8 protein-coding genes are annotated in these 6,924 nt (G+C 70.2%); all 8 read left to right on the top strand.

What is annotated here, in order from left to right; translation table 11 throughout:
- The first annotated feature begins 20 nt into the window (after positions 1-20).
- The 8 genes from GA0115234_RS07935 (at position 21) to GA0115234_RS07900 (ending at position 6,906) form a co-directional block, all read left to right on the top strand.
- Positions 21-665, top strand: a complete 645-nt coding sequence (locus tag GA0115234_RS07935) for an HAD family hydrolase (RefSeq protein WP_093540126.1) — start codon at positions 21-23, stop codon at positions 663-665.
- Positions 666-707: 42 nt separating this feature from the next.
- Positions 708-1,916, top strand: coding sequence for an MFS transporter (locus GA0115234_RS07930; RefSeq protein WP_176729101.1), 1,209 nt, complete (start codon positions 708-710; stop codon positions 1,914-1,916).
- Positions 1,885-3,057: an acetoin utilization protein AcuC gene (locus GA0115234_RS07925; RefSeq protein WP_093540172.1), complete on the top strand. Its 1,173-nt coding sequence runs from the start codon at positions 1,885-1,887 to the stop codon at positions 3,055-3,057. The genes GA0115234_RS07930 and GA0115234_RS07925 overlap by 32 nt, the downstream gene beginning before the upstream one ends.
- Before the next feature lie 122 nt (positions 3,058-3,179).
- On the top strand, positions 3,180-3,995 hold the full coding sequence (locus tag GA0115234_RS07920) for a phosphatase (RefSeq protein WP_093540124.1): 816 nt from the start codon (positions 3,180-3,182) through the stop codon (positions 3,993-3,995).
- A gap of 128 nt (positions 3,996-4,123) precedes the next feature.
- Complete coding sequence (locus GA0115234_RS07915) at positions 4,124-4,336, top strand: helix-turn-helix domain-containing protein (RefSeq protein WP_014046653.1); 213 nt, start codon at positions 4,124-4,126, stop codon at positions 4,334-4,336.
- A 110-nt stretch (positions 4,337-4,446) separates the two neighbouring features.
- A complete protein-coding gene (locus tag GA0115234_RS07910; protein WP_003948845.1) occupies positions 4,447-4,545 on the top strand; it encodes a 30S ribosomal protein bS22 in 99 nt (32 codons plus the stop codon).
- Between the two features lie 201 nt (positions 4,546-4,746).
- Positions 4,747-5,841: an NAD-dependent epimerase/dehydratase family protein gene (locus GA0115234_RS07905; RefSeq protein WP_093540123.1), complete on the top strand. Its 1,095-nt coding sequence runs from the start codon at positions 4,747-4,749 to the stop codon at positions 5,839-5,841.
- Positions 5,842-5,856: 15 nt separating this feature from the next.
- Positions 5,857-6,906 (top strand): lysophospholipid acyltransferase family protein, encoded by a 1,050-nt coding sequence (locus GA0115234_RS07900; protein ID WP_093540122.1) that lies wholly within the window; start codon positions 5,857-5,859, stop codon positions 6,904-6,906.
- The last annotated feature ends 18 nt before the right edge of the window (positions 6,907-6,924 follow it).

Here is a 6,924-nt window from a genome sequence, read left to right as displayed (position 1 = left end):
TGAGCGTCTAGTCTCGAACCATGCGCTACGAACTGGTCATCTTCGACAACGACGGTGTGCTCGTGGACAGCGAGCCGATCTCCAACACCATCCTGGCCGAGTACCTCACGGAGCTCGGTCACCCCACCACGTACCAGGAGAGTCTTCGGGACTACATGGGGGCCGCCGTGCACCGGGTGCACGACCTCGTCGAGGAGAGGACCGGGGAGAAACTGCCTGCGGACTTCGACGCGACGCTGCACTCGCGGATCTTCGCCGGGTTCGAGCGGGAGCTGGAGCCCGTGCCGGGCGTCGAGGACGTGCTGGCGAAGCTTGTCGCCGACGGAATTCCGTACTGCGTCGCGTCCTCCGGAAGCCATGAGCGGATCCGGGTCGGGCATCGCAAGACCGGGCTCGACCAGTGGTTCGAGGAAGAGTGGATCTTCAGCGCGGAGGACGTGGGGCACGGAAAGCCGGCGCCCGATCTGTTCCTGCTCGCCGCCGAGCGGATGGGCGTTGCCCCCGAGCGGTGCGTCGTCATCGAGGACAGCCCGCTCGGAGTGGAGGCGGCCAGGGCCGCGGGTATGGATGTGTACGGGTTTACGTCGATGATGCCGGCGGACAGGCTCGCCGGGGTGACCGGGCACTTCTCCGACATGAGCCAACTCCGGGAATTGCTCGCCTGATCCATCTACCCACCGGTAGAGACTGGCCTTACGCTCGCGGCCATGACAGATGCTCGTTTGCGGCACGGCAGGGCCTCCCTCACGCTGAGTTTCTTCGTCCAGGGAGTCACCTTCGCTCTGCTGGTGACGCGGATTCCCGCCATCCAGGACCGGTACGGGATATCCGACGGGCTGTTGCCCGTCTTCCTGGCGGCGGTGCCCATCCTGGCCGGGGTGGGCAGCGTGGCCACCGAGAAGCTGGTCGTGCGGGTGCGGCCCGGGGTCGTGCTGCGCTGGGCCCAGCCCGTCGTGATGCTTGCGCTGCTCGGCGCCGGGGCCGGGAACGCGGTCTGGGAAGCGGCCCTGGCGCTGGGCGTGTTCGGGCTGTCCGTCGGGGCGCTCGACGCCTCCATGAACATGATGGGAGTCAGCCTCCAGCGGGCCTACGGGCGTTCCATCATGCTCGGCTTCCACGCCGCTTACAGCCTGGGCGGGATCGCCGGGGCGTCCATGGCCTGGGCCGGGGCGCACTGGGACCTCTCGCTGATGGTCTCCTATCTGCCCGCGGTCGTCGTGCTGCTGCCCGTCGCGTTCATCGGGAGCCGGTGGTACGCCGAGGGCGCGTCGGTGGACGCCGACCTCGGGGAGGCCCCGGGCAAGGGGGTCGCGGCCTCGGTCTCCTTCAAGTTGCTGATGCCGCTCTGTCTGGTGATGAGCTTCGCGTACATCGGGGACTCGACGGTCTCCAACTGGAGTGCGAAGTATCTGCAGGACGTGCTGGGGAGCTCGGAGCAGCTGTCGACCGTTCCGTACAACGTCTACATGGTGACGACGCTGCTGGGGCGGGCCGTCGGGGACCTCGGGGTGCGGCGGTTCGGGGCGGTGGCCGTGGTGCGGGGCGGGAGCGTGCTGGCCGCCGCCGGGTTCGGTGTGGTGGCGCTGGCCGGTGGGGCGTGGACCGGGATGCTCGGGTTCACCATGCTGGGGCTCGGGCTCTGTGTGATCGTGCCGCAGACGTTCGCCGCCGCCGGGCGGATGTTCCCCGGGGCGAGCGACACGGCCATCGCGCGGCTGAATGTCTTCAACTACGTGGGATTCCTGGTGGGATCGCCGTTGGTGGGGGCGCTCGGGGACGCCTGGAGCTACCGGGGGGCGATGCTCGTACCGATGGCGCTGGTGCTCGCGATGCTGGTGTACGCCAAGTCGTTCGGCGCGGAGAACGCCCGATACGGTGGCGGGCATGAGCGGCCGCACACAGTTGATGTGGGATGACGCAGTAACGGGATACGACTTCGGGGAGAGCCACCCGATGGACCCCGTCAGGCTCGCCCTGACGATGGGGCTGGTCCGGGCCTTCGGGCTCGACGGCGCGGTGGACGTGGTGGCGGCCAAGCCCGCCGGGGACTCCACGCTGCGGCTGGTGCACCGCGAGGACTACGTGGCCGCGGTGCGTGCCGCCTCGGCGGATCCGAAGCGGGCCGACCAGCGCTACGGGCTCGGGACGGTGGACGACCCCGCGTTCGCCGGGATGCACGAGGCGTCGGCGCTCATCGCCGGGCAGTCGGTGGCGGCGGCCGAGGCGGTGTGGCGCGGGGACACCACGCACGCCGTGAACTTCGCGGGCGGGCTGCACCACGCCATGCCGGGCGGTGCGGCGGGCTTCTGCGTCTACAACGATCCGGCCCTCGCCATCGCGAGGATGCTGGAGCTGGGCGCCGAGCGGATCGCGTACGTCGATGTGGACGTGCACCACGGCGACGGGGTGCAGGCGGCGTTCTGGGAGGACCCCCGGGTGCTGACCATCTCGCTGCACGAGCACCCGCGGACGCTCTTCCCGCAGACCGGCTGGCCGGAGGAGACCGGTTCCGGGGCGGGCGAGGGCAGTGCGGTGAATCTGGCGCTGCCGGCCGGTACGGGGGACGCGGGGTGGCTGCGGGCCTTCCACGCGGTGGTGCCGGAGCTGCTCGCGGACTTCCGGCCGCAGGTGCTGGTGAGCCAGCACGGGGCCGATACGCACTTCGAGGATCCGCTCGCCCATCTCGCGGTGTCGCTGGACGCGCAGCGCGCGGTGATGGCGGCCTGTCACGACCTGGCCCATGAGCACGCGGAGGGCGGGCGCTGGGTGGCCCTCGGCGGGGGCGGGTACGCGGTGGTCGATGTGGTGCCGCGCTCCTGGACGCATCTGGTGGGGATCGCCGCGCATGCTCCGGTGGACCCGGAGTCGGTGATCCCGTCGTCGTGGCGGGACGAGGTCTACGCCCGGACCCGGCAGCTGGGGCCGGCCCGGATGACGGACGGCCGTACTCCTTCCTGGAAGCCGTGGGAGGAGGGGTACGACCCCGCGGACCGGCTGGACCAGGCGGTGCTGGCGACGCGGCGGGCGGCGTTCCCCTTGCGGGGCCTGCTGACCTGAGCCGGGCGGGGGCGGTCATGGCGTGGACGTTTCCGTGCGGTGGCGCGTAATGGTTGCGCCAACTGTGGGGCGTAATCCGGCTTCCGGCCCCCCGTCCGGGTGGTTGGGGGAGCATCGGTGGAGTGTTGAGCACCGGAGCGCTGCGCGCGCATCTGCTGGCGGCCCGGCTGGCCGGACCCGTGGCCACCTCGCGGGAAGCGAGTCTGCGGAGCTACCGGCTCTTCGCGGCCAGGGACCCCCGGGTGACGCTCGGGCTCGACCCCGGGCGGGGCTGGGAAGAACGTGATCTGCTCCGGCTGATGGCCGACAGGTGCGGGGTCTCGGACGATCCCGCTCATGTCTCGGGGCCCGATGTGATCGATCCGGAGCGGACCCTGGCGGGTCTGGACGCTTTCGCCGAGCGGCTGGCGCATGCCGCGGTCCGCCGGGCGCCGGTGCTGTTCGGGACCGGTCATCCACACCGGCTGCTCGGTTTCTACGCAGCGCTGGCAGACGGCATGTCGGCGGCCGGGTGCTGTGTACTCACCCCCGCGCAGGGGAGATGTATCGACATAACGACCCGGTTCGGCGTACGCACGTGCAGCCTCGATTACGTACGGGGAGTCGCGATGGTGCGCGAACCCGGCGTGCGGGCCGCCGGTGGTGACACCGGCGCACATACCCATTCCCCGCTGCCGGTCAGGGTCGCCCTGGAGGCGGCCGCGGAGGGCCGCGGGCGGCTGCCGGAGCTGGTCGTCGGGGACCACGGATGGGTCTGCGGGGCAGGTCAGCTGGGGATCGAGGCGATCGGTCTCGCCGATACGGACGACCCCGCGCTCTTCGTCGGGGAGGCCGAGGGGCGGGTGTCGGTGGCCGTGCCGCTCGATGACGCCGTGCCGTCCGCCTACTATCGTCCGCTCACTCGCTATGTACTCAATCGGGCGTTTCTGTCACGGTAGGCGGGCGATCGTCTCCCCTCTTCCCCACTCGCATCACCCGCCCCTAACCTGGGCAGTGAGCGCACAACGACGAAGAGTCACCGGAGGGGAAGCCGGTGCGCGTCTCGTGCGGAAGGTACAGGTGGGTCATGGCTGCTGGCAGCGAGAGGCCTCTCAACGAGGTCAAGTTTCTGACCGTGGCGGAAGTCGCCTCGGTCATGAGAGTGTCGAAGATGACCGTGTACCGCTTGGTGCACAGCGGTCATCTGCCGGCGATCCGGGTGGGCAGGTCCTTCCGGGTACCGGAGCAAGCGGTTCACGAGTATCTCCGCGAGTCCTTCGTGGGGGTGGAGTCCGCCTGAGGTTCACCTCGGATTACGCCCCTCACGCGCTGGCGGGTAGGCTAGGCCGACGTAGGTCGTGTGGGCCCAGACGCCCCGCACCAGTGAAGAAGAAGTGAGCGAGGGTAGTCGTGGGCTCTGTTATCAAGAAGCGGCGCAAGCGGATGGCCAAGAAGAAGCACCGCAAGCTGCTCAAGCGCACGCGCGTTCAGCGTCGCAACAAGAAGTAAGCGAACGCAGTTCGTGAATCCGCAGCCCTCCCGCCGATCCGGCGGGAGGGCTGCGGCGCGTTGCGGGGGCGGCCACCGGTATCCGTACCGGAGGGCATTCGGGCCAAAGACTCGGGAGAAGGCCGCCGCGCGGTCGTCACAGGGCAACATCCACCCGCTACGGTGACGGCCAGGGAAACCTTTCGACGGAAGGCGCTGATCTTGGGGAAGGTCGTGCTGGTCACGGGAGCGGCCCGGCAGCTGGGGGGCCGTTTCGTGCGGCGCATCCAGCGTGATCCGGGCGTGGACAGGGTGATCGCCGTCGACGCGGTCGCGCCCGGACACAGCCTGGGCGGCGCCGATTTCGTGACGGCGGACATCCGGCAGCCGGCGATCGCCAGAGTTCTCGCCGAGCACTCCGTCGACACGGTGGTGCACCTGGACGTCTCGGCGAAGGCGGTCGGCACGGGTGGCCGGACGACGGTCAAGGAGACCAACGTCATCGGCACCATGCAGCTGCTCGGTGCCTGCCAGAAGGCGCCGAGCGTGCGGCGGCTGGTGGTCAAGTCGAGTACGAACGTGTACGGCTCGGCGCCCCGCGATCCGGCGGTCTTCACCGAGACGACCCCGCCCAAGTCCCTGCCCAGCGGCGGCTTCGCCAAGGACGTGGTGGAGGTCGAGGGGTACGTACGGGGCTTCGCGCGCCGCCGTCCGGACGTGGCCGTGTGCGTGCTCAGGTTCGCGAACATCCTGGGGCCGCGGGCCGATTCGCCGCTCGCGGACTATCTGTCGCTGCCCGTGCTGCCGACGGTGTTCGGGTACGACCCGAGGCTCCAGTTCGTGCACGAGGACGATGTCGTCGACGTACTGGGTGTCGCGTCGGGCGAGCCGGGGCGCGGGACGCTGAACAGCGGCACGTTCAATATCGCCGGGGACGGGGTGCTGCTGCTCTCGCAGTGCTCGCGGCGGCTGGGACGGCCGACGGTGCCGTTGCTGCTGCCCGCGGTCACCTGGGTCGGCCAGGCGCTGCGTACGGTCGGCATGACGGACTTCTCGCCGGAGCAGATCCGGCTGCTCACCCATGGCCGGGTGGTCTCGACCGTCCAGATGCGCGAGACCCTCGGCTTCCACCCCCGGTTCGGTACCGCGGAGACGTTCGCGGAGTTCGCGCGCAGTCAGGGGCCCGGACTGATGCCGCCCGAGGCGGTGGGCAGGGCGGTCGACAGACTGGCCGCCGTACCGTTCGCCGGGGCGGGCGGCGATGTTCTGGGGATCACCGGGGCCGGCGACACCGAGCCGTCCCCCAGCGCCAGGTAGAGGAGCGCATCGACGATGGCGGATGCCAAGGTCATTCCGTTCGACGACGACCGTTCGCGGGCGGGCGGTTCGGCGCGTCCCGCACGGCGCCGGTCCGCGGGGAGCGGCCGGGGGCCCACTGCGGCCTCCGCGGTGGGGACCGCGGCCGTGAGCGCGCTTCCGGGGCAGCAGGACGCCTCGAAGCCGCAGGAGGAGCCCGAGCGGCCCGGGGAGGGGGGCGGGCCCGGTGGCTGGGACCGGCGGATCGCCGGCGGGCTGGCGTTCCTGCGGCGGCGGGTCACGGGCGAGTACGACGTCGACGAGTTCGGGTACGACGAGGAGCTGACCGATCAGGTCCTGATGTCGATGCTGCGGCCGGTGTACGAGAAGTACTTCCGGGTCGAGGTGAAGGGCATCGAGAACATCCCTTCCGAAGGCGGGGCGCTGATCGTGTCCAACCATTCGGGGACGCTGCCGCTCGACGGGCTGATGCTCCAGGTCGCCGTGCACGACAACCATCCGGCGGGCCGTCATCTGCGGCTGCTCGCCGCCGATCTGGTCTTCATGCTGCCGGTGGTGAACGAGCTGGCCCGCAAGGCCGGGCACACGCTGGCCTGTGCGGAGGACGCCGAGCGGCTGCTCCGGCGGGGCGAGGTCGTCGGGGTGATGCCGGAGGGGTTCAAGGGCATCGGGAAGCCGTTCGGGGAGCGGTACAAATTGCAGCGCTTCGGGCGGGGCGGCTTCGTGTCCACGGCGCTGCGGGCCGGGGTGCCGATCATTCCGTGCTCGATCGTGGGGGCGGAGGAGATCTACCCGATGATCGGCAACTCGAAGACACTGGCGCGGCTGCTGGGGTTTCCGTACTTCCCGATCACGCCGACGTTTCCCTGGCTGGGGCCGCTCGGGGCGGTGCCGCTGCCGACGAAGTGGACGATCCAGTTCGGGGAGCCGATCTCCACGAGCGGGTATCCGGTGGAGGCGGCGGAGGACCCGATGCTGATGTTCAACCTGACGGACCAGGTGCGGGAGCAGATCCAGCACACGCTGTACCGGCTGCTGGTGCAGCGGAGGTCGGTGTTCTTCTGAAGGGTGTTCTTCCGAGGC

Source organism: Streptomyces sp. DvalAA-43, assembly GCF_900091725.1.
In the GTDB taxonomy this organism is placed as follows: domain Bacteria; phylum Actinomycetota; class Actinomycetes; order Streptomycetales; family Streptomycetaceae; genus Streptomyces; species Streptomyces pulveraceus.
The sequence above is the reverse complement of the archived record's forward strand: the minus strand, read 5'-3'. Positions and strand labels throughout refer to the sequence as shown.

Coding starts and splice junctions, on each gene's coding strand:
- GA0115234_RS07930 (WP_176729101.1), top strand. CDS start 708: ATGACAGATGCTCGTTTGCGGCACGGCAGGGCCTCCCTCACGCTGAGT.
- GA0115234_RS07915 (WP_014046653.1), top strand. CDS start 4,124: ATGGCTGCTGGCAGCGAGAGGCCTCTCAACGAGGTCAAGTTTCTGACC.
- GA0115234_RS07900 (WP_093540122.1), top strand. CDS start 5,857: ATGGCGGATGCCAAGGTCATTCCGTTCGACGACGACCGTTCGCGGGCG.
- GA0115234_RS07935 (WP_093540126.1), top strand. CDS start 21: ATGCGCTACGAACTGGTCATCTTCGACAACGACGGTGTGCTCGTGGAC.
- GA0115234_RS07925 (WP_093540172.1), top strand. CDS start 1,885: ATGAGCGGCCGCACACAGTTGATGTGGGATGACGCAGTAACGGGATAC.